The sequence below is a fragment of the Streptococcus sp. 27098_8_69 genome (genome assembly GCF_041432445.1).
Lineage (GTDB): Bacteria > Bacillota > Bacilli > Lactobacillales > Streptococcaceae > Streptococcus.
In genome coordinates this window covers 1-25,703 of the sequence record NZ_JAPVZO010000031.1, presented here as the reverse complement: position 1 = coordinate 25,703, position 25,703 = coordinate 1, and the positions used below count along the sequence as shown (strand labels likewise).

Annotated in this window: 25 protein-coding genes; 14 read left to right on the top strand and 11 right to left on the bottom strand. The window is 39.1% G+C overall.

The features are described from left to right. Nucleotides 1–277: 277 nt before the first annotated feature. The 5 genes from O3658_RS09535 (at nt 278) to O3658_RS09515 (ending at nt 5,290) form a co-directional block, all read left to right on the top strand. Nucleotides 278–1,324, top strand: a complete 1,047-nt coding sequence (locus O3658_RS09535) for a FecCD family ABC transporter permease (protein WP_371561161.1) — start codon at nt 278–280, stop codon at nt 1,322–1,324. A gap of 1 nt (nt 1,325) precedes the next feature. Further along, nucleotides 1,326–2,081: an ABC transporter ATP-binding protein gene (locus tag O3658_RS09530; RefSeq protein WP_371561159.1), complete on the top strand. Its 756-nt coding sequence runs from the start codon at nt 1,326–1,328 to the stop codon at nt 2,079–2,081. 22 nt (nt 2,082–2,103) lie between these two features. Continuing rightward, complete coding sequence (locus O3658_RS09525) at nt 2,104–3,114, top strand: ABC transporter substrate-binding protein (protein WP_371561157.1); 1,011 nt, start codon at nt 2,104–2,106, stop codon at nt 3,112–3,114. Further along, complete coding sequence (locus tag O3658_RS09520; RefSeq protein WP_371561155.1) at nt 3,095–3,790, top strand: alpha/beta hydrolase-fold protein; 696 nt, start codon at nt 3,095–3,097, stop codon at nt 3,788–3,790. Before O3658_RS09525 ends, O3658_RS09520 begins: the two co-directional genes overlap by 20 nt. Before the next feature lie 156 nt (nt 3,791–3,946). Beyond that, nucleotides 3,947–5,290, top strand: a complete 1,344-nt coding sequence (locus O3658_RS09515; RefSeq protein ID WP_371561153.1) for a DEAD/DEAH box helicase — start codon at nt 3,947–3,949, stop codon at nt 5,288–5,290. Between the two features lie 135 nt (nt 5,291–5,425). Here O3658_RS09515 and O3658_RS09510 read toward each other — a convergent pair whose 3' ends face one another. Genes O3658_RS09510 through O3658_RS09495 form a run of 4 tightly spaced genes read right to left on the bottom strand, consistent with a single transcriptional unit; the run spans nt 5,426 to nt 9,947 of the window. Continuing rightward, nucleotides 5,426–6,424, bottom strand: coding sequence for a sensor histidine kinase (locus tag O3658_RS09510; RefSeq protein ID WP_371561151.1), 999 nt, complete (start codon nt 6,422–6,424; stop codon nt 5,426–5,428). Next, the gene (locus O3658_RS09505; RefSeq protein ID WP_371561149.1) at nt 6,408–7,097 is read right to left on the bottom strand and encodes a response regulator transcription factor; all 690 of its coding nucleotides are present in this window, start codon (nt 7,095–7,097) and stop codon (nt 6,408–6,410) included. The genes O3658_RS09510 and O3658_RS09505 overlap by 17 nt, the downstream gene beginning before the upstream one ends. 32 nt (nt 7,098–7,129) lie before the next feature. Beyond that, nucleotides 7,130–9,184 (bottom strand): FtsX-like permease family protein, encoded by a 2,055-nt coding sequence (locus tag O3658_RS09500; RefSeq protein WP_371561147.1) that lies wholly within the window; start codon nt 9,182–9,184, stop codon nt 7,130–7,132. Further along, entirely contained in the window at nt 9,174–9,947 is a 774-nt protein-coding gene (locus O3658_RS09495; protein WP_371561145.1) for an ABC transporter ATP-binding protein, read from the bottom strand. Before O3658_RS09495 ends, O3658_RS09500 begins: the two co-directional genes overlap by 11 nt. 425 nt (nt 9,948–10,372) lie before the next feature. Here O3658_RS09495 and O3658_RS09490 point away from each other — a divergent pair, with 425 nt between their 5' ends. Then, a complete protein-coding gene (locus O3658_RS09490) occupies nt 10,373–11,938 on the top strand; it encodes a hypothetical protein (RefSeq protein ID WP_371561143.1) in 1,566 nt (521 codons plus the stop codon). Between the two features lie 12 nt (nt 11,939–11,950). Next, nucleotides 11,951–12,172, top strand: a complete 222-nt coding sequence (locus tag O3658_RS09485; protein ID WP_371561141.1) for a hypothetical protein — start codon at nt 11,951–11,953, stop codon at nt 12,170–12,172. Between the two features lie 76 nt (nt 12,173–12,248). On the opposite strand, the gene guaA is transcribed toward O3658_RS09485, so the two are convergent. After that, nucleotides 12,249–13,814: a glutamine-hydrolyzing GMP synthase gene (gene guaA / locus O3658_RS09480; RefSeq protein ID WP_371561140.1), complete on the bottom strand. Its 1,566-nt coding sequence runs from the start codon at nt 13,812–13,814 to the stop codon at nt 12,249–12,251. Between the two features lie 140 nt (nt 13,815–13,954). Between guaA and O3658_RS09475 the strand changes: the two genes are divergently transcribed. Beyond that, a complete protein-coding gene (locus tag O3658_RS09475) occupies nt 13,955–14,653 on the top strand; it encodes a GntR family transcriptional regulator (protein WP_371561138.1) in 699 nt (232 codons plus the stop codon). Between the two features lie 237 nt (nt 14,654–14,890). Next, nucleotides 14,891–16,081 carry a methionine adenosyltransferase gene (gene metK / locus O3658_RS09470; protein ID WP_371561136.1) on the top strand — a complete coding sequence of 397 codons (1,191 nt, stop codon included), beginning with the start codon at nt 14,891–14,893 and terminating at the stop codon, nt 16,079–16,081. 34 nt (nt 16,082–16,115) lie between these two features. Here the strand turns inward: metK and O3658_RS09465 are convergent, their stop codons facing one another. The 5 genes from O3658_RS09465 to O3658_RS09445 form a co-directional block, all read right to left on the bottom strand. Beyond that, on the bottom strand, nt 16,116–16,748 hold the full coding sequence (locus tag O3658_RS09465) for a GNAT family N-acetyltransferase (protein WP_371561133.1): 633 nt from the start codon (nt 16,746–16,748) through the stop codon (nt 16,116–16,118). Nucleotides 16,749–16,973: 225 nt separating this feature from the next. Then, nucleotides 16,974–17,273 carry a DUF1827 family protein gene (locus O3658_RS09460; RefSeq protein WP_000767183.1) on the bottom strand — a complete coding sequence of 100 codons (300 nt, stop codon included), beginning with the start codon at nt 17,271–17,273 and terminating at the stop codon, nt 16,974–16,976. A 63-nt stretch (nt 17,274–17,336) separates the two neighbouring features. Next, on the bottom strand, nt 17,337–17,786 hold the full coding sequence (locus tag O3658_RS09455) for an NUDIX hydrolase (RefSeq protein WP_371561131.1): 450 nt from the start codon (nt 17,784–17,786) through the stop codon (nt 17,337–17,339). Between the two features lie 88 nt (nt 17,787–17,874). Continuing rightward, complete coding sequence (locus O3658_RS09450) at nt 17,875–20,127, bottom strand: AAA family ATPase (RefSeq protein ID WP_371561129.1); 2,253 nt, start codon at nt 20,125–20,127, stop codon at nt 17,875–17,877. Between the two features lie 396 nt (nt 20,128–20,523). After that, nucleotides 20,524–20,754 (bottom strand): DUF1797 family protein, encoded by a 231-nt coding sequence (locus tag O3658_RS09445; protein WP_000443576.1) that lies wholly within the window; start codon nt 20,752–20,754, stop codon nt 20,524–20,526. Nucleotides 20,755–20,950: 196 nt separating this feature from the next. Between O3658_RS09445 and O3658_RS09440 the strand changes: the two genes are divergently transcribed. The 5 genes from O3658_RS09440 (at nt 20,951) to O3658_RS09420 (ending at nt 25,189) form a co-directional block, all read left to right on the top strand. Further along, complete coding sequence (locus tag O3658_RS09440) at nt 20,951–21,634, top strand: amino acid ABC transporter permease (RefSeq protein WP_001011628.1); 684 nt, start codon at nt 20,951–20,953, stop codon at nt 21,632–21,634. Further along, on the top strand, nt 21,634–22,368 hold the full coding sequence (locus tag O3658_RS09435) for an amino acid ABC transporter ATP-binding protein (RefSeq protein WP_045762888.1): 735 nt from the start codon (nt 21,634–21,636) through the stop codon (nt 22,366–22,368). Before O3658_RS09440 ends, O3658_RS09435 begins: the two co-directional genes overlap by 1 nt. Before the next feature lie 132 nt (nt 22,369–22,500). Continuing rightward, the gene (locus O3658_RS09430; RefSeq protein ID WP_371561125.1) at nt 22,501–23,358 is read left to right on the top strand and encodes a bifunctional methylenetetrahydrofolate dehydrogenase/methenyltetrahydrofolate cyclohydrolase; all 858 of its coding nucleotides are present in this window, start codon (nt 22,501–22,503) and stop codon (nt 23,356–23,358) included. A gap of 154 nt (nt 23,359–23,512) precedes the next feature. Then, on the top strand, nt 23,513–24,337 hold the full coding sequence (locus O3658_RS09425) for a phosphate ABC transporter ATPase (RefSeq protein ID WP_371561123.1): 825 nt from the start codon (nt 23,513–23,515) through the stop codon (nt 24,335–24,337). 3 nt (nt 24,338–24,340) lie between these two features. Then, on the top strand, nt 24,341–25,189 hold the full coding sequence (locus O3658_RS09420; RefSeq protein ID WP_371561121.1) for an NAD(P)H-hydrate dehydratase: 849 nt from the start codon (nt 24,341–24,343) through the stop codon (nt 25,187–25,189). Nucleotides 25,190–25,246: 57 nt separating this feature from the next. Here O3658_RS09420 and O3658_RS09415 read toward each other — a convergent pair. Further along, nucleotides 25,247–25,703 (bottom strand): transposase (locus O3658_RS09415; RefSeq protein WP_371561119.1); only part of this gene is annotated, 457 nt, incomplete at its 5' end.

Here is a 25,703-nt window from a genome sequence, read left to right as displayed (position 1 = left end):
GATATCAGAGGGCTTTTTTATTTTTATCACCTTGCCTCGATATACTCAAGTATTATCATCGGTTACGGTTCCTAGCACTGTAAGGTAAAATAAACCAGAAAGGTCTCCCTTGGGGGAGATTTTTTAGTTTCACTAGGATTTTAATCTGAGCTCAATCAGCTCTCTAGTTTCAACAGTCTTTTTAGCTGTATCTTTCTAGCCTTGTTCCTGCCTTGGAAATGTGGTATACTATTTATGAAAATTGTCTAAATTTTTAATTTTATTAAGGGAGGGTTTCATGATTTCCAAATCTTCTGGAAGCCATCAAAACCTGCGATATGTTTTTCTCCTATCTCTGTTGCTAGGAGCTTTGGGAGTCTCTCTATTTTTAGCTGTTTCTATGGGGTCTGTTCAGATTAGCTTGAGTGATACTTATAGAATTATTTTAAGTAAGATGGGGGCCCCTCTGGATATAGGAGACCTTTCGAAGTCTACACTTGCTATTGTTTGGAATATGAGATTACCACGGGTTTTTCTTGGTTTGGTAGTTGGTGCAGGCCTTTCCATGTGTGGTAGCGTCATGCAGTCAACAGTCAATAATCCAATCGCAGAACCTTATGTTTTAGGAATTTCAGCTGGGGCAACCTTTGGTGCGACTTTGAGCATCATTCTCGGGTTTAAGGTCATGATTGGTCTTGGCTCTTTCCTTGGAGCGCTTGTGGCAACAGTTGCAGTACTTCTGATTGCTTCCATGCAAGGCAGGATGACAACTTCAAGCCTGATTTTATCAGGGACAGTTGTGAATGCACTATTTTTGGCTTTTTCAAACTTTATTATTTCAATTGGCGCTAATGCTGATAGTGTCATGACCATCAAGTTTTGGACCATGGGGTCTTTAGCGGGGACTTCCTGGGCTCACTTAACCTTGCCAACTATAATCGTGGGAATTGCTTTTTTATTTTTCTCTACCCAATATCGTGTTTTTAATGCCATGATGATGGGTGATGAGGCGGCTTTGACCTTAGGGATTCCCCTACGTTTTTACTGGTATCTTTATGTGACGATTGTGGCTATAATGACAGCAATCTTGGTATCGACCTGTGGGATTATTGGTTTTGTTGGTCTCATCACACCTCATTTGGCACGAAGTTTGGTTGGGACAAATTACAGAAGGCTATTTCCGATAGCTACTTTACTAGGTGCCCTCTTTGTTGTTTGGGCAGATGTCCTTGCTCGTGTCTTGATTCAAAATGCTGAACTGCCGATTGGGATCTTCACAGCCCTAGTAGGTGCCCCTTTCTTTATCTACATGGTTGGAAGTAGACGAGGGGAGGTGAAGGTCTGATATGGACTTAATGTGCCAGGATATTCACTTTGGAATCGGAGAGAAAAAAATTCTCAAAGGAGTGTCGCTCAAACTGGAGGGCAAGCAATTTCATACCATTTTGGGACCCAATGGAAGTGGGAAAACTAGCTTGCTGAAACTCCTCTATCGACAGGAAAAGCCTGATCAAGGTTTGATTTCTCTAGATGGAAAACCCTTGGAACAAATGAGCATCAAGGAAACGGCAAAGCAGATGGCAGTCGTCACGCAGTTTAATCAGTTACAGTTTGATTGTAGGGTTGAGGAAATCGTCATGCTAGGCAGAACACCCCATCTCTCTTTCTTACAAAAGGAAAAAGAAAAAGACTTTGCCTTGGTTGAGGATGCTCTGGTTAAGGTAGATATGTTCGAAAAGAGAAATCGACTATACTCTTCTTTGTCAGGAGGAGAGAAGCAGCGGGTTTTGTTGGCACGCGCCTTGGCCCAAGAACCGACTCTCCTGCTCTTAGACGAACCGACCAATCATTTGGATATCAAGTACCAGCTAGACTTGTTAACCATTGTCAAACATCTCAATATCAATGTACTAGCAGTATTACACGATATTCAGCTAGCTTGTCGCTATTCAGACTATCTCTATCTAATGAAAGAAGGAGAGATTGTTTACCAAGGGACTCCAAAAGAGACCATCACACCAGAGTCTTTGCAGGCTGTCTATGGTGTCCAAAGTAGGATTACTTGGACGGAAGACCAGCAAGCCATGATTCACTATTTATAAAAAATGAAAAGGAAAACAAAACATGAAAAAATCACTTAGTATTTTGCTCCTAACAGTAGCTACCTTAACTTTAGCAGCTTGTGGAAATAGTGCAACAGAAAAAGCTACCACACAATCAAGTGCAGAGACAAGTCAAAAATCTACTACAGAAACCAGCTATCCTGTAACCATCAAAACTTATGATTCCAAAGGAAACGAAGTCGAACAAGTCTTTGAAAAGGCCCCTGAAAAGGTCCTCACCAACAATCTTTCAACAACTGAAATCTTGCTTGAACTTGGTTTGAAGGATAAAATTGCCGGTATGCTCAATCCTGATAATGCCGTAACTGGTAAATACAAGGAAGCAATTGAAGCCATCCCTCATATTGGTGATAAAAAATCAGTCTCACAAGAAACAGTTCTTTCTTATGAACCTGATGCCTTGATGGGACGTAATATGATGTTCTCTGAAAAGTCAATGGGAACTATCAGCGCTTGGAATGAAAACAAAATCCCTGTTTATACGCAAAAAGCCTCACTATCAAATATCCAACAGGATTTGGGAAATATCGTAGAAGATGTGAAGAATCTTGGTACCATTTTCAATGTCCAAGACAAGGCAAACCAATACGCAGAGCAATTGCAAGCTAAAATCGATGCGGTTAAAAAAGCCAATCCAGAAACACAGGGTGAAAAGAAAAAAGCTCTGATTATGGTTGCTTACAATGACGAAACCTTTGGTGCCTACAAGTCAGCCCTTCAAGAAAGTTTGCTCAACCAACTTGGTTATACCAATGTCGCAACAGGAACATCTGGTTTGACCTTGGAAAACTTAGTATCAATGGATCCAGAGTTGATTATCTATGTAACCAGCGACCGCAATCAAAAGTTGGATGAAAAAGCAGTGGATTTGATGAAGGCAAATGCTGTTTTGGAAAATGTACCAGCAATCAAGAATCAAAAAATTATGACCATCTCTTACGATGAGTTGATGGACTACGGTCCAGCAGTGATTGATTCCCTTGAAAAAATCAATGACTTTATCAAGAAATAAGGAGTTTAACTGGGAAGGGATTCGAGTTAGGGTCAGCCTTCCTTCAAACTATGACTCTAAACAAGCCTACCCAGTTGTGCTCTTAAACGATGGGGAACTGGATTATTTATCATACCTGTCCCAATCTGTAATTTTAGTGGGTTTAGTTCCAGAAAACCGTCTGGATGACTTTACACCTTGGAAAGCTAGTTCTTTGAAAGAAGGGGCACTAGATTTCGGTGGGAAGGTAGATGCCTACCATGAGAAGCTCTTTCAAGGGATTCTAACAACTCTAAAAAAAGACTACTTGATTGATGAAAGCAGGATTGCTTATGGTGGCTATTCACTGGGGGGACTTGCTGCTGTCTATAGTCTCTATAGTAGCCATCTTCCTGCGACCTGTATCTTTTCTATCTGTGGTTCTTTCTGGTATCCAGACTTTATAGACTTTTGCAGGGAACATGACTTGATACAGAGCCAAAGCCTGATTTATCTGCAAAATGGTCAGACAGAAGGTGCCAATCATTCCAACCGTCTGTCTAAGGCTCCTCTTTTTGCAAGGGAACTTCATGATCTGATTTCAGAAGCAGTTTCCTCAATATATTCCACCTTTGATGCATATGGGCATCATGAAGCTCTCGACCAACGCTATCAACAGTTTTGTGATTGGCTAATGAAAGAATGGGAGCTTAAATAAAAAAGCGATACTCTCTGTTTATGATGGACAGAGAGTATTTTTCTTGCCTTTAATCGGGTATGTTTTTACATTTCGGAGTGATTATTCAAACCGAAAGTTTAACTGAAATGCATCAAAATGTGGTATAATGAGTAGATAGATAGAATCGAGGATATTATGTCATTTACGAAATTTAAATTTAAAAAATATATAGAAGAAGCTTTGGAGGAGTTGAAGTTTACGACTCCTACTGAGGTTCAGGATAAGTTGATTCCTATTGTCTTGGCTGGTCGAGACTTGGTTGGTGAATCAAAAACAGGTTCAGGAAAGACTCATACTTTCTTGCTTCCAATTTTCCAACAGTTGGATGAAGAAAGCGACAGTGTGCAAGCCGTTATCACAGCTCCAAGTCGTGAGTTGGCGACTCAGATTTACCAGGCAGCCCGCCAGATTGCAGGGCACTCAGAAATTGAAATTCGTGTTGTCAACTACGTTGGTGGTACGGACAAGGCACGTCAGATTGACAAACTGGCAAGCAACCAGCCCCATATCGTCATTGGAACACCAGGTCGTATCTATGATTTGGTAAAATCGGGTGATTTGGCTATCCACAAGGCTAAGACCTTTGTAGTCGATGAAGCTGATATGACCTTGGATATGGGATTCTTGGAAACAGTTGATAAGATTGCAGGAAGTCTTCCAAAAGACTTGCAGTTTATGGTCTTTTCAGCAACTATTCCGCAAAAACTGCAACCATTCTTAAAAAAATACTTGTCTAATCCAGTTATGGAAAAAATCAAGACCAAAACAGTTATCTCTGACACCATTGATAACTGGTTGATTTCGACTAAAGGTCGTGATAAGAATGCCCAGATTTATGAATTGACTCAAGTCATGCAACCATATCTTGCCATGATTTTTGTCAATACTAAGACACGTGCAGATGAATTGCATACATACTTAACAGCTCAAGGCTTGAAAGTAGCTAAGATTCACGGAGATATTGCTCCTCGTGAACGTAAACGCATCATGAATCAGGTGAAAAACCTTGATTTTGAGTACATCGTTGCGACTGACTTGGCTGCGCGTGGGATTGACATTGAGGGGGTCAGTCACGTCATTAACGATGCCATTCCACAAGACTTGTCCTTCTTTGTCCACCGTGTTGGACGAACTGGACGTAATGGTCTGTCTGGTACAGCCATTACCCTTTACCAGCCTAGTGACGACTCAGATATTCGTGAGTTAGAGAAACTAGGGATCAAGTTTGTGCCTAAGATGGTTAAAGACGGAGAATTCCAAGATACCTATGACCGCGATCGTCGTGCCAATCGTGAGAAGAAACAAGAAAAATTGGACATCGAAATGATTGGCTTGGTTAAAAAGAAAAAGAAAAAAGTCAAACCAGGATATAAGAAAAAAATCCAGTGGGCTGTCGATGAAAAACGTCGTAAAGCCAAGCGAGCAGAAGGTCGTGCTCGTGGACGTGCAGAACGAAAAGCTAAGCGCCAGACATTTTAAAAATGAAACAAACACCCTGAGACAAGTATTTCAGGGTGTTTTTATGATATCAAAAAGGAAAGCAGAAGTGCTTTCCTTTTTGGTATAAAATATGTGCTTTCTATAATTAGGCAATTTTCTTAATCGAAACATTTACTAAATAGAAAGAGTAATCTCAAATCCTTGCATCCATTCGGATTTTACTGCGATGTCGATTTTTAAAGCATCTGCTAATTGTTTGACAAGATAGAGACCCATGCCTGTTGATTTTTTCCTTGTCTCTCCTGAATCACCTGTAAATCCTTTTTCAAAGATATGAGGGAGGTCGCAAGCTTTAACTCCACACCCATTATCCCTAATAATCAGGGTTTTGCGCCCCTTGTCAATTGACATAGAAATCTTGAGTTCTGGTTTGTCAGAGCAATATTTAAGGGCGTTGGCTAATATTTGAGACAGGATAAATCCAAAACTGCGTTGATCGGTGTAGCAGATTCCTTGTATGTTTTCTAACTTAATCGTAAAATTCTTTTCTTTGAGCAAGGGATCAAAGTTCTCCAAAAGATCTTGGATACACTCTTCTAGGTCAAGGTCTTCAAATAGAAAATCATTTTTCTCACTTTTCACCCTGTAGTAGAATAGGATCTGTGATACATTTCCTTGGATTTGATTTTTCACATAGTCCAATTTAAAAGCAGTATCCTCAGGTAGTTGGTCACTTTGATTGTCTAAAAGGAGGGAAAGAAGCGATAAAGGAAGTTTAATCTCATGCGCCCATTTTTCAACATAGTCCTCGTACTCGGATAGTAATGAGTTGAGTTTTCCTATTTGAGCCTGCTTTTGATAAAGTGTATCTGCTATTTTTTCAATGCTTTCTTTCTCTGAGTTAGTTGATAAACGCAATAATTCCAGCTCAGTATCGATCTTAGGATTGGATATGAAGGCTTTATAAGCAGTTGATTTTTTTCTTTCTTTTCTTATAAGTAGGAGTGATAGGATAAAAAAGAGCAGGACTGTAGCTAAAAGATAGAGAAGGATGAGGACTTGAAACATCCTCACGTCTGAAAGCCAAAGCAGAACAGCTGTAAATAGATCAAATGCTAAGAGAACAAGTAACCAGGGCAGGTAAGTAGCTAGATATTTAAGATTCTGTTTCATCTGGACTTACCTCTTCTAGCTTGTAACCAATACCTCTGACGGACTTGACTTGAAGTGCAATGCCAGCCTGTTTCATCACCTTTTTGAGCCTTGCAATATTTACTTGAAGGGCATTTTCATCGATGAACTCAGTTGTGTTCCATAGTTTCATACTTAGTTCTTCTTTTGTGACGACAGGAGCATTAGTAACCAATAAGGTTTCTAACAATTTCCCTTGATTTTGGGGGAGTAAAATCGAGTGTCCATTGATATAAAGGGTATAAGTCTGTCTATCCAACAGAAAATTATCTTTTTCAAGTAGATTTTGTCTGCCTTCATAGCGTTTCAAGATATTTTCTATACGTACCAAAAATCTTTCTTTCTTGAAAGGCTTTGTTAGATACTCATCTGCCCCTAATTTCAGGGCGTAGATTTCATCTTTTAATTGTTCACGAGAAGTGAGAACCAATATGGGCACAGAGCGTTTTGACTTGAGATTTTTACAAATTTGAAAGCCAGTTTCTCCCGGTAAATTCAAATCCAGTATGATTAGATCTGTATCGTATTGCAGCACTTGCTGGGTTGTTTCTTTGAAGTCAATCAACTTATCAACTTGGTAACCAGCTTTCTCTAACAAGATGACAATTTCATCTCGAATCAAGGCTTCATCTTCAATTACCAGAATATGCTTCATATTAGTTCCTCCTTTTCCTCGCTTTTTAAATTTTATTCTTCTCTTTTTGGTTCCATTAAGGATAACAAGTACTTGTTACTATTTTTCTTTACAATTCTGATATAGATGACTTCAAAACCAGCTAAGAGCAGTACGATCAGCATGGCTATGATAAATTTCTGCCCCATGGCCATTCTTGCACTAGCTGGCACTATTCCTGTGAGGAGGGAGCTCACTCCGAAGCTACTACTGATAAGTGCAAGGGCTATTGGCAGACCGAAATACCAGTTGATTTGTTTTTCTGAAGATTTACAAAGAGTTTCGTAGTTGGCGCCAAGATGAATCAAGGTTTGGTATCGTCTGTAGGATTGTCTTTGTCCCATCAAAAACTGAACGCCGATAATTGTATTTGCGACAATAAGGAAGATGATAGCCAGATAAATAGTAATATAGCTGGCAGAGATAATGTAAAATAATTGGCGCCCCATATTTTGTATATAGCTTTCATAACTAAGAGAGGTTTGATTCAGCTTTTCATTTGTATCTGAGATAGCTTTCATCAGGCCTTTTTCCTTGACCAGATCAGGAGCTAGGATGCCACTGACATAGTTTGAGTATTTACTATCAGTATAACTCATAAAGGTCTCATCTGGAAGAATGAGGGCTACAGAGAGGGTGATTTCACGGTCCGTTACAATTGGTAAAGACTGCACATCTCCAATTAATTTTATATCATTTCCCATGACTTTGATTTGAGGGTTTGCTTTCAGAACAGAGTTAACCAAGTTCTCATCAGGGAGAAAATCTTTCCCCATATACAAGTAGGCTTCCTTACTAGTTAATTCTAGAGGAGGGAGATTGGCAGCCTTTCTAAGCTCATTGTATTCAGAGAGTGGCAAAAGGTGGCAACTTATATATTTTTGGAAATTATGGACTAAGACTTCCTTGTTTTTAATGTCTTTTTGCTCTTTCAATACCTTGATGAACTGTTCAAAGGACACGGACTCGTGTTCTTTCGGTTTACCCACTTTGATTTGTAGAATCTTTGAAAACTGTGATGCCAGTCCAGCAGCTTCAAGCTCTTTTTTAACTGTATTCATATCAAGATTTTCATCTGTTTCCTGCTTGCTATCTCTAAATGTATAATCCAAAACGTGGGTTTGATTGCCTGAATTGCCACTTGCAATGGCAACACCTGCTCCAAAGAGGCACAAGGCAGAGAAGATTAAGAGGGAGCAGATAGCCAGTATAGTTGAGCGCTGGATAACTAATTCTTGAATCTGTCTAAAATTATAGGTGTGGAGTTTTCGATTGCTTCCAAGCTTGACCAAAAAGTCTATAAACAAACGCATACCAAAGAAGAGTAGTATAGTTCCTAGAGTTCCCAAGAGAACAGTGATGCCCATTGTTATGACATTTTCCCAAGCTCGTCCACTCATCCCCAAGTAATAGGCTGTTCCTAGAAGCAAAATTCCGAGGACAGAAGCAAGAAGGTACACACCCTTGGGGAGTAGTTTCTTCATGCCAGAAGGAGAATAGGATAGCAGATCTCCGATTTCCTTATTGGCTGTTTTTGCACTTAAAAGAATAAAGACAGCTAATTTTACGGCTAGGAAACCGATGATTGTATAGAATAGAGCTGTAGTAGATAGAGAAAATTGATGTTCAATAATCCCTAGCCCAACAATTTTAGCGGTTATTAGGCTAATCAGTTCTGAAATCAAGATTGAAATTGGAAGACCTATTCCAAGAGCAAGGATACTGTTTCTCAAATCCTCGAGTAGGAGCAGAAAGAACAGTTTGCTTCTTCGCATCCCTAGCGTTAGATAGACACCAAATTCATGTTTTCTCCTTTCCATCTGCATACTGCTTGCGAAGTAGACTAGAAAAAAGAGAATAAAGAGGGTTGCTACATAAAGAATGGGAATCATGCTAAAGAGTTTATTTACAGCGTCACTCTCTATTTGTTTGAGAAAGATCATCACATCTTGATGGGACAAAGAAAGGATGATGTAAAAGGAGATAATAGAAAGAACCATGGAACTGAAATACAAGCCATTATTCTTTCGATCCCTCTTGCTATTTCTTGAGACTAATTTAGAAAACATTGCCATCACCTCCAGCCAGTACAGACATGACCTTTAGTATTCTGTGGTAAAAATCTTCTTGACTTTCTCTTGGATAATCGCGTCGAATTTCATGGAATAGTTTTCCGTCTTGGATAAACAAGATACGGTTGCAAAAGCTGGCAGCGACTGAATCGTGGGTCACCATGAGAATGGTGGTTTCTTCCACTTGATTCATTTCGGATAATTTTTGCATCAAAATGGTCGCATTTTTTGAATCCAAAGCTCCTGTGGGCTCATCTGCAAATACAATCTTAGGGTCTAAAATTAAGGCACGCGCAGCAGCTACCCTTTGCCGTTGACCACCTGATAATTGAGATGGGAACTTATCCAGAAGTTCAGAAATATCTAGATATTGGGAAAGCAATTCTAACCGAACCTTGCTTTCGTTGGCATCGACCTTGTGCAAAGACAAGGGGAGTAAAATATTTTCTTTGGCTGTCAGATTGTCCAAAAGCTCAAAATTTTGAAAGAGGTAACCAATTTCCTTGCCACGATAATCAGCTAACTGACTACCTTTTAACTGACCTAAATCTTTTTCTTGCATTTGAATGGAGCCGTCAGTTGGTTTGATGATAGTAGCGAGACAGTTAAGAAGGGTTGTTTTCCCAGAACCACTGCTCCCCATAATCCCTAAGAACTCACCTTTGACAACTTGAAAAGATATACCGTTCAAGGCTTTGGTGATATTCGGCTCTTTTCCATAATGCTTTTTTAATGATTCTACTCGTAAAATTGTTTCCATGTGAAACACCTCCATCTTTTGTTACTTTCATTATAGTATGAATCAGAGTAGAATAACACTTACGGATGATGTAAGAAATCTTTAACATTGACTTTTATAGTTAGGTTATTGGACTTATACTTACTATATTATAGCATGGTTTCAGGAATTTAAAAAGGTAGTCTCGGAAGATACTCCAATTTAAAAGCAAATGCTATGAGAGAAGAAGTAAGCAGAATGGCTGGAAAAGTAGTGGTGAGTGATAATAATATCAGAAAGAGTAAATTTAATGGCAATCAGCATACAATTAAATTGAGATAATTAGACAAGTGAAATCAATGTTTATAACCAATAAAACAGTAAGAGAATTTGATTATATTGTTTTTTTGATTTATAATTATAATAGGTTAGATTTGTATAGTATTAAATTTTCGGAGGATACATGGATGCCAAGAGAAGGAGTGACTATTTACGATTTATTAATTTCGTGTCCCGGGGATGTTACTGGCTATCTTCAATTAATTAAGGAAGCTGTTGATAATTTTAATAAACTATATGGTAGTTTGAATAATATACAAGTATCAATAAAGCATTGGTCAACGGATAGCTTTCCTGAATCAGGTAATAAACCACAGGAATTATTGAATAAGCAAATTGTTAGGGAATGTGATGCAGCTGTTGCTATATTTTGGACAAGATTTGGTACAGCAACAGATAATTATGGATCAGGAACGGAAGAAGAAATTGAGGAGATGCTATCAGCTGATAAACAAGTTTTTATGTACTTTTTAGAAGCTCCGATAATTCCGTCTAATATAGACATTAAGCAATATGAAAAAGTGCAAGAATTTAAAGAAAGATATAAAGATAGAGGGATATTTTTTATAGTTAATGACGAGAGTGATTTTCAAAGGCTTTTTACAAATCATCTATCACTTTATTTTTTAAAATTAATTTCAGAAAAAGAAACTTATCAAAGCGAAAATATAAAACCGTTTGTGACAATAAGGGATAAAAATACATTATCTGACGAAAATGTTTTACCTAAACAATTTAGTTTACTGGAGTCAAAATTTATCAATGAAAAGCAAAGTAGGATTAATGAATATATAGATGAACTAAACAGTACCGTAATTTCTGAAGAATCAGGTATATTAGAAGATAAAACTAAAAAGTTGATCACGCCTTCAAAAGAAGATGCGAATGTTGATTTTCTTTATAAAATGGCTGATTCTGTGGTTATTAGTGATGAATTCAAAGATACTATAAATGATTTCGCTAAAGAAAACCAAATCAAACTACATGAAAATTTTTGGTACTTAGGAAATTTAAGGAAAGATAAATTTCAGGTGAAAATTCCTTTCGGTAACAGTAGTCCTTCGTATATAGGGTCTGATAAGGAAAAGAAACGCTTTTCTAAATTAAACAAATTATATTGGGAAATAATATCTTACAAAGAGTACATTGAATATTTCACATACATAGATAACATTAAATTTGTCGAATTAATCGTTTCTAACTTAGGTAAAACATATGATGAAGATATCGATATAAAACTGATGGTACCAAAAGGTTGTCTGCTAAAACATAATAACTTACTTTATCCAGGAGAGAACATAATTGAGGAGATACAGGGAATTGAATTAGATGAATTTCTATTTAAAATTAAAGAAAGTGACTCAGTTGATGCTTACTCTTATTTTCAAATAATCCCATCAAATATAGAAAGAATTAATATTAATCCGCTTATCGCATATACTACAAAAACCAGCTATGAAGATCAAAAATACAACTATAAAAACTCTTTAGAACACATATTTATATATAAAAATTTTACAAATTCAGAATTTGATATTTTAAGATTTGGCATTGAGTATTTGAAACATAACTCCTCAATGGCATTTCCATCGATACTAATGTTTGAGAATGTTCCTCAAACGATCGAATATGAGATTACTTCAAAATATATACCGGATGTAGTTAAGGGTAAGATACATTTAAAAATTGATTAATAGGTGTTTAATTTGTTAATAGAGCTCAGGAAGTATTCAGAAAATTTAGGTAGTAAGGAAATCATAAATAAAGAAATATATTTGATTAGTGAGTTTGAATATAATAATGATTTTTTCCGTCTTTATGAATTTCCTGATGATAATGGATATTATGCTAGAATTGTTATCAAGCCTAAGAAAGCTATGGATATAGTAAGAACCAAAAATGTAAAAAACGATAGTAGGATAAGATAGTAAAAAATAGTTTTGGTGTTAAAATAAAGAAAACCCTGAGAAACATTGATTTCTAGGGCTTTTTAACTTATTAACTCTATTCCCACTCAACAGTTGCAGGTGGTTTACTTGTGATATCATAGACGATACGGTTAACGTGGTCAACTTCGTTTACGATACGAACTGAAATTTTTTGAAGAACTTCCCATGGAATCTTAGCGAAGTCAGCTGTCATTCCGTCGATAGAAGTGATGGCACGGATAGCGATGGTATAGTCATAAGTACGGCCATCTCCCATAACACCTACGGAACGAACGCCAGTGTTAACAGTGAAGTATTGCCAGATATCGCGGTCAAGACCAGCTTTAGCGATTTCTTCACGAAGGATAGCGTCTGATTCACGAACAGTTTCAAGTTTTTCTTCAGTGATTTCACCCATGACACGGATTGCAAGACCTGGTCCTGGGAATGGTTGGCGCCATACGATGTGGTCTGGCATACCAAGTTCAGTACCAAGGGCACGAACTTCATCCTTGTAAAGAGTGTTAAGAGGTTCGATGAGTTCAAACTGCATGTCTTCTGGAAGTCCACCAACGTTGTGGTGAGACTTGATGGTTTGAGCAGTATCCGTACCTGACTCGATAACGTCTGTATAAAGAGTTCCTTGTGCTAGGAATTTCACATCTTTCAGTTTGCTTGCTTCATCATCAAAGACATAGACAAATTCATTACCGATAATCTTACGTTTTTGTTCAGGATCAGACACACCAGCAAGTTTATCCAAGAAACGTTTAGCAGCGTCTGCTTTGACAATGTTCAAACCAAACTTACCACCAAGCATATCCATAACTTGGTCAGCTTCTCCTTTACGAAGAAGACCGTGGTCTACAAAGATACAGATCAATTGATCTCCGATGGCTTTTTGGAGAAGAACCCCAACAACAGAAGAGTCAACACCACCAGAAAGTCCGAGGAGAACACGTTTGTCTCCAACTTTTTCACGGATTTGTTTGATTTGCATCTCGATGAAGTTATCCATAGTCCAATCGCCTTTGGCACCACAGATATTCAAAGCGAAGTTACGAAGGATATCATAACCGTGAACTGAGTGACGAACCTCTGGGTGGAATTGGATACCGTAGATTTTCTTATCTGGATTTTCGATTGATGCATAAGGACAGTCAGCTGATGTACCAGTACGAATGAAATCAGCAGGAATTTCAGTAACAGCATCCCCGTGGCTCATCAAGACCAATTGTTTGTCTGGAGTACCGGCAAAAAGAGCAGAAGATTCTGTCAAAGTTAGTTCAGATTGTCCATATTCACGGTTACCAGCATCGCCTGCAGGAACAACCTTACCACCAAGCTTGTGAGTCAATAGCTGCATACCGTAGCAGATTCCTAAAATTGGAATTCCAAGTTCAAAAATCTCTGGATCAATATCAAATGAGCCTTCTTCGTAAACAGAGTTTGGACCACCTGAAAGTACAATCCCGATAGGATTGATAGCGCGGACTTCGTCAGCCGAAATCTTGTGACTTTTTAGTTCTGAAAAGACACCAATCTCACGGATACGACGTGAGATAAGTTGGTTATACTGGCTACCGTAGTCCAGTACGATGATCTTTTCGACATCTTGCAAATCAGTTGAAATGTTGGTCATCTTTTCCCTTTCTTAAAAGAAATATCTTCTTGAATATTCTATCATAAATGCCCCAGAATTACCAACCAAACAAGTGCAGTTTGACTTTTCCCCATGAGATAGGGTACAATGGAAAAAATAAAGAAAAGAAGTGAGCAAGCATGTTACCAGCTTATATGAAAATTCACGACCAAATCAAAAAAGGTATTGACGAGGGAAATTGGAAAATTGGAGAAAGACTTCCAAGTGAGCGAGACTTAGCTGAGGAATTTGAGGTTAGCCGTATGACTCTGCGTCAAGCTATCTCCCTTTTGGTCGAGGAAGGAGTTTTGGAGCGTCGTGTGGGTAGCGGGACCTTTGTTTCTAGTACTCGTGTTCAGGAAAAAATGCGTGGAACGACTAGTTTTACGGAAATTGTGAAGGCTCAGGGGAAAACACCATCGAGTCATCTGATTTCCTATCGTCGGACTATTCCTAATGAGCAAGAAGTTGAAAAATTAGGGATCAAGGCCACTGACAATATCATTCGGATGGAACGTGTTCGTTATGCAGATCAAGTTCCTGTGGTCTATGAAGTGGCGTCTATTCCTGAGAAATTTATCAAAAATTTCAAAAAAGAAGAAGTAACCAAACACTTCTTCCAAACCTTGCAAAAACATGGTTATCGGATTGGAAAATCTCATCAAACCATTTATGCCCGCCTAGCCAAAGAAAAGATAGCCCAGTACCTAGAGGTAGAAAAGGGGCATGCTATTTTAGGCCTGACCCAGGTTTCTTACTTTGATGATGGTACAGCTTTTGAGTATGTAAAGAGCCAATACGTTGGGGAACGGTTTGAATTTTATCTAGAAAATAATTAGTTTTTACGAAATCTCTTGAAGTAGTAACCCATCTACTTTGAGAGTTTTTATTTGATTGAGATTGGAAAACATTTTCCGAGTGAGAAAAATAGTAATCATACGAGTATTTTTCAAAAATTCGTGTTATAATAGTTAGGTTATATGGTCCCGATAAGGTGGTAGGATTGATTGCAAATGGTCTTCCTGCCAGTTCTTTGTAACTCTATAACGAATATTTTTTAAGGGGGGACATTTTTTATGTCAGAACGTAAACTTTTCACGTCTGAATCTGTATCTGAGGGGCATCCAGATAAGATTGCAGACCAAATTTCAGATGCTATCTTGGATGCTATCTTAGAGCAAGATCCAGAAGCACACGTTGCTGCTGAAACAGCTGTTTATACTGGTTCAGTTCATGTCTTTGGTGAAATTTCAACGACAGCTTATGTGGATATCAACCGTGTCGTACGTGATACCATTGCAGAGATCGGTTATACCAATACAGAGTATGGATTCTCAGCTGAAACAGTAGGAGTTCATCCATCATTGGTGGAGCAATCTCCAGATATCGCTCAAGGTGTTAATGAAGCCTTAGAAGTTCGCGGAAATGCGGATCAAGATCCACTTGACTTGATTGGAGCAGGAGACCAAGGTCTCATGTTTGGTTTTGCGGTGGATGAAACTGAAGAACTCATGCCACTTCCAATCTCACTCAGTCACAAGTTGGTTCGTCGTTTAGCTGAACTACGTAAGTCTGGTGAAATCAGCTATCTTCGTCCAGATGCTAAATCTCAAGTCACTGTTGAGTATGATGAAAATGACCAACCAGTGCGCGTGGATACGGTTGTTATTTCAACCCAACACGATCCAGAAGTGACTAATGAACAAATTCATGAAGATGTGATTAACAAGGTTATCAAGGAAGTGATTCCAGCTTCTTATCTTGACGATGAGACTAAATTCTTCATCAATCCAACTGGTCGCTTTGTAATCGGTGGACCTCAAGGAGACTCAGGTTTGACTGGTCGCAAGATTATCGTAGATACTTATGGTGGCTACTCTCGTCATGGTGGTGGTGCCTTCTCTGGTAAGGATGCGACTAAGGTTGACCGTTCAGCTTCTTATGCAGCTCGCTACATTGCCAAAAACATCGTTGCTGCAGGTCTTGCTAAGAAAGCAGAAGTTCAATTGGCTTATGCCATTGGTGTAGCTCAACCTGTATCTGTTCGTATCGATACCTTTGGTACTGGAACCGTAGCTGAAAGCAAGCTTGAAAAAGCAGCGCGTCAAATCTTTGACCTTCGTCCAGCAGGAATCATCCAAATGCTTGATCTGAAACGTCCAATCTACCGTCAAACAGCGGCTTATGGACACATGGGACGTACAGATATTGACCTTCCATGGGAACGCTTGGATAAGGTAGAAGCCTTGAAAGAAGCAGTTAAATAAAGTAAAAAGGAGTTGATTTCAACTCCTTTTTACTTTATTTATTGATAGTTTTTAAAAAAGCCCAGTTCCCAATGGACTTAGTCCCATACTCTAACTCCATAAAATCTAGCAATACATAATCATTCTTTTTATAGAATGGAACATTTTTTTCTGTACTGGTAATGAGCCCTAAGCGCTTGCAGCCCTTGGATTTGACATAAGGCTCAACTGCGTCTCTAAGAAAAGCACTACCCACTCCTTGTCCTTTAACGGATGGATTGACTGCAAGGAGCATCAAATACCAGTCAAAGCTATTAGATTTTTTCAAATGTTTTTCGGAACGGTCTACTAAATCAAGATACTTCAAAAAATTTCGAGGACTAATGTAGCGAAACAGTTTTATGACACCATTTAGCAAGTAAGATAGGATAGAAAAATCATTTTGTTGTAATAAGGCGACAGCTAGGATTTCTCCGTCTTGTTCAGCTACTAAGCAGGTCTCTTCTTTGATATAGAGGCGAGTAAGGAGACTTTCCAATAGTTCTAAGAAAGCAGGATAGTTTTCAGGTTTCTTGAGATCATCTATGATTAGAGTTAAGAATGGATAGTCAAAGAAGCTATCGGCTATTACTTTTCCAATTTTTTGGTATTCGTCTAGCCTGGCTTTTCTGTATACTATGTTCTCCATTTATGAGCTCCTTTTTTAATGTTAGTAAATTATAATAGTAAAATTAATTGTTTTGATGATCAAGTACGAGTTTTTACAAAAATATTGCCAAACTTAGTAAGTTGAAGGATTGTTAGAAAACTCTTTCTGTAACATTGAATCTGATTCTAGAATATCAGATTAGACAGACAAAGAACACTCTAAAAAGTAAGAATTTTTAGAGTGTTGTCCAAATATTGCTAAGTTTTATTTTGTTGGGATTGAGATTTCAATCAATTTTTCAGAGTAGAGGGTCTTGATATTAGCTTCATCGATATTTTGCTTTTCGATCTTGCGATTCAAGAAAAATTCTTGGATTTTTTCTATTTCTTGTTCGCGGATAGCACGATGTTTATTGGAAATGAGGATTTCATAATGAAGCGGTGCCTGAGTAAAGATAACATCAGTGTTGCCTGCAGAGTAGACTTCTACGAGTGTAGCGTCGGTACTCTCCAGTTGGCTTTTAACAAGGTTTGAGTGAGAATTAGTAGTGTTGATGAGCTTCATAGGCTTTCCTCCTGTGTTTCTATTTCTATTATAGCACTTTTTGGAAAAATTGGAAAAGTTAATTTAAACTTGATGCTGTTTTTTCCAAGCTTCAATTGCCCATTTATGACTGCCACGTTTTAAGTTAGCAATGGCTTCATCGATTGGGAACCAAGCTAGATGATTGAAGTCCTCCAAAGGTTTTTGGATTTCTTGATAAGAAGTAGCTTCGTAGAGATAGGCTGGATTGTAGTAGTAAGTATCACGATGGCTGGAATAGAAATACTCATCTGCTTGACCATAATAATTGCCAATCTCAGCTGTAAAACCTAATTCTTCAATCAGTTCTCGTTTGAGAGCTTCAAAATGATCTTCACCTGCTTCAATCTCGCCACCAGGCAAGAACCATGCACCATTTGGAGCTTGAACGAGGATAATCTTTTCATGTGCTGAGTCAGGGATGACTACATAAACACCATATCTAGTTTTGTAGGTTACACCCTCTTTTTTTTCTCCAAAGGTTGGATTCGTCATAAATTTCTCCTTTATGTGTGCGCTTTCTTTCTATCATATTAAAGAATGCTCTTACTGTCAAGTAAGAACATTCTTTTAGTATGTGGAATTAGTCATTTGAGTCAACTGTTTCCAATTTATTTTTTGATTTAATCATGATTTTACCATTGCTAGTCATGACAGCTTTGAGGTTTTTCTCGCTTGGATTTTCAAGGTAGTAGTCTGTAATCGCATCTTCGATATAATCCTGAATCGTACGACGGAGTGGGCGAGCTCCCATTTTTGGATCATAACCAAGGTCTACAAGTTTTTCTTTAACCTTATCTGTTACATCTAAATGGATGTTATTGCTTGAGAGTCGTTGATTAACATCATCTAGCATGAGGTCAACGATTTGAAGAAGATTTTCCTTACTGAGAGCCTTGAATTCGATAATGCCATCAAAACGGTTCATGAATTCGGGGCTAAAGAAGTTGCCTAATTCCCCAAGGACTGAGTTGGTACGACCTTCACGAGCAGCACCAAATCCAACACTAGCTTCTGCCTTACCTGTACCTGCATTTGAGGTCATGATAATGATAGCGTCTTTAAAGCTAACGGTACGACCTTGCCCATCCGTTAAACGACCATCATCCAAGACTTGAAGGAACATATGCATAACATCTGGATGGGCTTTTTCAACTTCATCCAAGAGGATCAGTGAGTAGGGGTTACGACGAACTTTTTCAGTCAATTGACCTGCTTCATCATAGCCTACGTATCCTGGAGGGGCACCAACGAGTTTAGCCACGCTGTGTTTTTCCATGTATTCACTCATGTCAAAGCGAATCATGCTGTCAGCAGAACCAAAGAGTTCGATGGCTAGCTGTTTAGAAAGTTCTGTTTTACCGACACCGGTAGGACCAACAAAGAGGAAGCTACCGATTGGACGGTTTGGAGTACCGAGTCCAACACGGTTACGACGGATAGCCTTAGCGATCTTATCAACTGCATCATCTTGACCAATAACATGAGCCTTGAGGTCATCTGCTAGGTTGATAAGTTGAGACTGTTCTTTTTCTTTCAAATCACCAACTGGGATATTAGTCTTTTGCTCGATGATGTGTTCGATTGTTTTTTCACTGATGATTGGGGTATCCTGATCCGTTACCTTGGTCTTTTGCATTTCCTTGTATTTGGCAATCTGGTCACGGAAGTAGGCTGCTTTTTCAAAATCTTCATCGCGGGTTGCTTGTGCCTTGAGATTTTCTGCTTCGATTAAGCGTTGGTCGATGACCTTAGGATCTACAAAATTCAAGGTTAAGTTCATTTTTGAACCAGCTTCATCTAGAAGGTCAATGGCCTTGTCTGGCAAGAAACGATCTTGGATGTAGCGGTTAGAAAGGGTAGCGGCCGCTTCGATAGCCCCTTCAGTATAGTGAACATGATGGTAATCTTCGTATTTCTTTTGAATTCCTTTAAGGATAATGATGGTTTCTTCAACAGTTGGTTCATCAACCTTGACCGGTTGCATACGGCGCTCAAGGGCAGCATCTTTTTCGATGATGCGATATTCATTGAGGGTAGTAGCACCAACCAGTTGGAGTTCGCCACGTGCAAGAGCTGGTTTTAGAATATTTCCTGCATCCATATTCCCTTCTCCAGCAGAACCAGCACCGACGATTTCGTGAATTTCGTCAATGAAGAGAATAACATCCTCGCGCTCACGAATTTCTTCCATGAGTTTTTGCATGCGTTCTTCAAACTGACCTCGGATACCTGTTCCTTGAACAAGACTAACGACATCTAAGCGGATGACTTCTTTCCCTTGAAGCTTATGGGGAACATCACCGTCAACAATTTTCTGAGCTAAACCTTCGACAACAGCTGTCTTACCAACACCGGGCTCACCGATGAGGACAGGGTTGTTTTTTGTTCTGCGGTTGAGGATTTCAATGACACGGATTATCTCTTCGTCACGGCCAATTACAGGGTCAATATTTCCACGACGGGCAATCTCAGTGACATTGATACCATATTCATCCAAGAGTCCTTTTTCCTGGATTGGTGGTGGTGTTTGGGCAGGACCACGATTTTGGGCACCATAGCCACCATTTCCACCGTATCCACCCCCTGACTGAGTTGGGGGGATATTGTTGTTATTAGAAGATGGTCTAAAGTTGTTGAGATCGTTAAAGAAGTCTCCAAAGGGATCAAAATCACGGTTGTTTAAATCTGTAATGCCCTTGAACAAGCTATTGTTAGGATCTGTTTTGATAATTTTGTAGCAATTTTGACAAAGGTCGATTTGCTTTTGTTGCCCATTGAGATTGGTATAAAGATGAATCGTTGAGTCATTGATTTTACAGTTTTGACAGAGCATACCGCCACCTCATTTCTTTCTTAGTCTTGACTAAATCTAAAAGGTCAAAAATAGTCAAACAAGTATATAATTTAATTATATCATGATTATTGGGCAATTCAAGTAAAAAGATTGGATACTAGCACTATAAATAGTAGAGCGCTAATCTGGAGAAGATTTTGATAGCAAGAAAAAAATCCTATTTGTCATGCAAAAAGGATTCTCGTTGGTGAAAGGCGGTGGGACAGAAATCGATAGACAAAGTCTCGATTTCGTAGTCCCAGCCCCGCGAAGATGATTAGGAGTTTTGGGAGTCTAAAAGACGAACGAAAAGTCCAATCAGCTACCGCGTCAAAGTTTGATTGCTAATAAAAAGTGAGGTCGGAATCTTTTGTCCCAACCTCTGTATATCTATTATTAGTATAGAAGTTCGTAAATTTCCATCGCAATCAAGTCGATGCTGTCAAAAGTATATGTTTCACGCGCTTCAACATCACGAAGTGTAAAGATTGGGCCATTTTCTTCATCATGGTTAAAAGCAACTTCAGCTACAACAACTCCCTCGCGCTCAAAGTTACGTTTTAAGTTACCACCATCTTTTGTCATTGCTTCTAGGCGGTTGATGATTCTAACCAAATGTGATTCCATTTTGATTCTCCTCCATTTCTTATCGTTACTATTTTACCATAAAGAGTATCCACTTGACTAGAAAAAACTAAGATTTCTCGCTATTTCTGTTTTCTTTGAAATTTTATTGAAAATAAAAGGAAAAATATTGCATTTTTATTCAAAATATGTTATACTCATACAAGTTTTAAGTTAGAAATTAGAAAGTAGTGGATTTATGAATTTTTCTTTTTTACCTAAATATCTGCCATATTTTAACTATGGTGCTCTCGTAACAGTCTTGATCTCTGTTTTGGTTGTCTTTTTGGGGACAATTTTAGGGGTAGTCTTGGCTTTTGCTCAACGTTCTAAAATAAAGCCCATAGCTTGGCTTGCCAATGTTTATATTTGGATTTTCCGTGGAACACCTATGATGGTACAGATCATGATTGCTTTTGCTCTTATGCATATCAATGCTCCGACAATTCAGATTGGAGTTTTGGGAGTTGATTTTTCACGTTTGATTCCAGGGATTATCATTATCTCTATGAATAGTGGTGCCTATGTATCAGAAACAGTTCGTGCTGGTATCAATGCAGTACCTAAAGGTCAATTAGAGGCGGCTTACTCTCTAGGGATTCGTCCTAAAAATGCTATGCGCTATGTCATCTTGCCACAGGCCATCAAGAATATCTTGCCAGCCTTGGGGAATGAGTTTATTACCATTATCAAGGATAGTTCACTCTTGTCAGCAATCGGTGTCATGGAATTGTGGAATGGAGCTACTACGGTGTCAACAACCACCTACTTGCCTTTAACTCCACTCTTATTTGCAGCCTTTTACTACTTGATTATGACCTCTATCTTGACACTAGCCTTGAAAGCTTTTGAAAATCGTATGGGACAAGGAGAGAAAAAATAATGACTGAAACGCTTATAAAAATTGAAAACCTTCATAAAAACTTCGGGAAGAATGAAGTTTTAAAAGGGATTGATCTTGAAATCAAAAAAGGGGAAGTTGTGGTGATTATCGGACCGTCTGGTAGCGGTAAGTCAACCCTCCTTCGCTCTATGAATCTCCTCGAAGAGGCGACAAAAGGAAAGGTTATCTTTGAAGGAGTAGACATTACAGATAAGAAAAACGACCTCTTTGCCATGCGTGAAAAGATGGGAATGGTATTCCAACAGTTCAATCTCTTCCCCAATATGACAGTGAAGGATAACATCACGCTTTCTCCTATCAAGACCAAAGGGGAAAGTAAGGAAGTTGCTGAGAAGAGAGCGCATGAGCTCTTGGAAAAGGTTGGTTTACCAGATAAGGCAGATGCTTATCCACAAAGTTTGTCTGGTGGGCAGCAACAACGTATCGCTATTGCTCGTGGTCTTGCCATGGAACCAGATGTCCTACTTTTTGATGAACCGACTTCTGCCCTAGACCCAGAAATGGTAGGGGAAGTACTAGCGGTTATGCAAGAACTTGCTAAGTCAGGAATGACTATGGTCATCGTGACGCATGAGATGGGCTTTGCGCGTGAAGTGGCAGACCGCGTCATCTTTATGGCTGACGGTGTTGTTGTCGAAGATGGAACTCCAGAGCAAGTCTTTGAACAAACCCAAGAACAAAGAACCAAGGATTTCTTGAGTAAGGTTTTGTAAGAATATCATGAAAAGCTCCAAGTGGGCTTTTTCTTATAGTTTCAGACTATAAGGTCTCTTAGGTAAGAAGTGTTAGAGGGACAAGTGTTTTTTTGATATAATAGAAGATATTTGTTAGAAAAGAGAAAACACATGACACAGATTATTGATGGCAAGGCTTTAGCAGCCAAGCTCCAAGGACAATTGGCTGAAAAGACTGCAAAATTGAAGGAAGAGACAGGTTTGGTTCCTGGTTTGGTGGTGATTTTGGTGGGGGACAATCCTGCCAGCCAAGTCTATGTTCGCAACAAGGAACGCTCAGCTCTCGCTGCTGGCTTCCGTAGTGAAGTATTGCGAGTTCCTGAAACCATTACCCAAGAGGAATTGTTGGACTTGATTGCCAAATACAATCACGATCCAGCTTGGCATGGTATTTTGGTGCAGTTACCCTTACCAAAACACATCAATGAAGAAGCAGTTTTATTGGCTATTGATCCAGAAAAGGATGTGGATGGTTTTCATCCGCTCAACATGGGGCGTCTTTGGTCTGGTCATCCAGTTATGATCCCTTCAACTCCAGCTGGTATTATGGAAATGTTTCATGAGTATGGGATTGAACTAGAAGGTAAGAATGCAGTTGTTATTGGTCGTTCTAATATCGTCGGTAAACCAATGGCCCAGTTGTTATTAGCTAAGAATGCAACTGTAACCTTGACCCACTCACGAACACACAATCTTGCCAAGGCAGCTTCTAAGGCCGATATTCTTGTCGTAGCAATCGGTCGTGCTAAGTTTGTGACTGCTGATTTTGTCAAACCTGGGGCTGTTGTCATTGATGTGGGGATGAACCGAGATGAAAATGGCAAGCTCTGTGGAGATGTTGACTATGATGCTGTTGCGCCAATCGCTAGCCATATCACACCTGTACCTGGTGGAGTTGGACCTATGACCATTACTATGTTGATGGAGCAGACTTATCAGGCGGCATTGCGTAGTTTGGATAGAAACTAGGTTTATAGGTTACTAAAATGAATCATCAGAGTGGCAGTTAAACCAAAAGGTTGAATAGCAATATTTCTACCTTTTTTATCTATTGTAAGGACGGTTCTGTCAATTGAAGCTTCTTTTTATCTACTTTGTAGTATAATGAAGTAGAGGTGATTAGATGCTTGTAAAAGTTTGTAATGCAGATTTTAGTCTTCAGTGGGATGGGATGTATCAATTTGCTCTTGAAAACTATCCTCAGATTCAAGAATGGGAATTGGAGAAGCTAGCAAAGTTTATTGCTTACGAACAGGACCATCATCGTCAGACCATTGTGGAATGTGAGAATCATGAATTAAATATACGAATTCATGATTACTTGCAAGAGCATAGCTTTTTTCCTCCGTACAGGCCAAGTCATCGCCTTGTAGCTTCTACCTATGATATCCAGAGGAAGTTGGTTACTTCAAATTATTGTAGTCATACTTGTACAGTTGAGGTGGCTCAGGCTATTTTTCAGACTGGAAAACTCATGTCGGCGGTAAAAGTATTTGGTAAAAGTGGGGCTGAGCTAGTTACAGATAGTCGTAATGCAGCTTCTGATCCAGCAGACTATTTTGACTATATCATGTTCGGATGGTCTAATACGACTTCGTGTTACCGACTCGCTATGGAGCGTTTGTTAGGACGGGCACCGTCTGAGGAGGAATTACAAGAAAAGTTCATTCCTGGAGTTAGTTTTCATTTTCTGTATGAAGAATTAATTCAAGCACCAGGTTATATGTTTGATGGCTATCATGTTGCGAAGGTAAGAGATAGTTTAGATTTGGATACCTTTCTTCATTTGTGTGTTATTCCTTCAAAAGATAAGTCTTGTTTTGAAGGTTTGATTCCTTGTCAATTACAAGCTAGAGTGATTTACCTAGACTATGAAGGAGAAGGGTTACAGGCTTGGAATACTAAGGTTAATCAAGTACTGCATGGTAAGGATAAGTTGAAGGAGTAGTGTATGAAAGAGATTGATCAAGCTCTACTGGAAAAAGTGATCATCGAGCGTCCTCGTTCTAGTCATAAGGGAGACTACGGTCGTCTTCTCTTGATTGGAGGGACTTATCCCTATGGGGGAGCGATTATTATGGCTGCCTTAGGGGCTGTTAAAAGTGGCGCAGGATTGGTGACAGTAGCAACGGATAAAGAGAATATTCCAGCTCTGCATAGCCATCTGCCGGAGGCTATGGCTTTTACTCTTGACGATAAGCAATTGCTTGAGCAACAGTTGCCGAAAGCTAATATTGTCTTGCTTGGACCTGGACTAGTGGATGATGAGCGTGGAGAAGAGCTTCTTCAAACAGTCTTTCATCGTTCAAATCAAGACCAGACTCTCATACTGGATGGTGGTGCCTTATCCATTTTTGCTAAGACGGGAATGAAATTCCCCAAAGCCCAGCTTGTTTTAACTCCTCACCAGAGGGAATGGCAAGTCTTGTCAGGCTTAGATTTGGATTCCCAAGGAAGCAAGGAAACAGGAGAGGCTTTGATGAGTTTTCCTTCAGGAACGATTCTAGTTCAAAAAGGTCCAGCTACTCGAATCTGGCAAGCTGGCCAAGTTGATTGTTATCAGCTGAGTGTTGGTGGTCCCTATCAGGCAACTGGGGGAATGGGTGATACTCTGGCTGGGATGATCGCTGGCTTTGCAGGGCAATTTCCCCAAGCAAGTCTCTATGAAAAAGTGACAGTAGCGACCTATCTACATTCAGCAATTGCCCAAGAACTGGCTGAGGACAATTTTGTAGTTCTGCCAACCACGATCAGTCAACATATCCCAGCCTTTATGAAGAAAATACAAAAAGACACCTGAGGTTTTCGAGCCCACTGAAAAAGGGCTCTTTGTCAACTGTAGTGGGTTGAATAAAAGCTAACATCTGGAGAGGACAATCGTTGTCCTCTCCATTTTTATATTCAGAGCGATGAAAATTCGTTTCTTAAAGTTGTCAAAGTTCCGAAATCCAAAGGCATTTCGTTTGATAAGTTTAATGAGATTATTGGTTGCTTCCAATTTGGCGTTGGAATAAGGTAATTGAAGGGCGTTGACAATTTTCTCCTTGTTCTTTAGAAATGTCTTAAAGACAGTCTGAAAAAGAGGATGAACCTTTTTTAGATTGTCTTCAATAAGTTCGAAAAATTTCTCGAGCTCTTTATTCTGAAAGTGGAAAAGCAAGAGCTGATAGAGATTATAGTGGTGTTTCAACTCTTCTGAATAGCTCAAAAATTTGTCTAGAATTTCTTTATTCGTTAAGTGCATGCGAAAAGTAGGGCGATAAAATCGCTTTTCACTGAGTTTACGACTATCTTGCTGGATGAGCTTCCAGTAG